1 protein-coding gene is annotated in these 748 nt (G+C 40.9%); it reads left to right on the top strand.

Annotation, left to right across the window (positions count from 1 at the left end; translation table 11 throughout):
* Positions 1-283: 283 nt before the first annotated feature.
* Positions 284-748: hypothetical protein (locus ACFYE3_RS19030; protein ID WP_387806191.1), on the top strand; the 465-nt coding region annotated here is incomplete at its 3' end.

Genomic DNA, 748 nt, shown 5'->3' with positions numbered 1-748 from the left:
AGACTGGCTCGAAACATCCTTTCTGTACTTATTGGAGAAACTACAAAAACAAACTATAAAATATTTCTTGAAGATTCTATCCATCAAACCGGGACTAACAAGGACTAATGGGACAGCTGAATCAACCAAGTTTCTCAAATGTATTCCGTCTATCAATAGTGTAAAATTATTAGCTTCACACCAACCTACCAACAATAGAGTTGGGAAGCTATTCGAAAAGGGTTTGGGCTTGGCATTTCAAGCAAAGTTATGTCAAAGTTGGAAGGATGGAAGTCTATGGTGTATGACCAAATACAAACCAGTAGCAAAGAAAATTCGGCCCATTAATGAACCTATTCCGCAAACGCTAAACCCGCCTCTTCAACGACCACCACTCTCACGAGATCCGTACAAGACACCACTCACACCAAATCCTCCAGAATTCAAACCCACTGCCAGGATTACAGAAGAACGCCTAAAGGTAGTCAATTTTGTACCGGAAGGATGGCTTTGGGAAGAAGAATTGAAGCTCTTCAAGCACTTAATTATAATTCGAGAGAAGGCTATAGCATTCACCCCAGAAGAAAGAGGGCTTTTGAAGCATTCCTACGGTTTGCCTTATATTATACCAGTAGTGGATCACCAACCTTGGCAGAAGAAGCCAATTCCAATACCTGCGGCAATTAAGGACGAATATGTGGAACAAGTACGGGAACGTATACGAAACAAACTTTACAAACAATCAACATCCAGCTATTCTAGTCCAGTT

This window comes from Kocuria arenosa (assembly GCF_042879215.1).
GTDB classification, from domain to species: Bacteria; Actinomycetota; Actinomycetes; order Actinomycetales; family Micrococcaceae; genus Kocuria; species Kocuria arenosa.
This window is presented reverse-complemented; position numbering and strand designations above follow the sequence as displayed.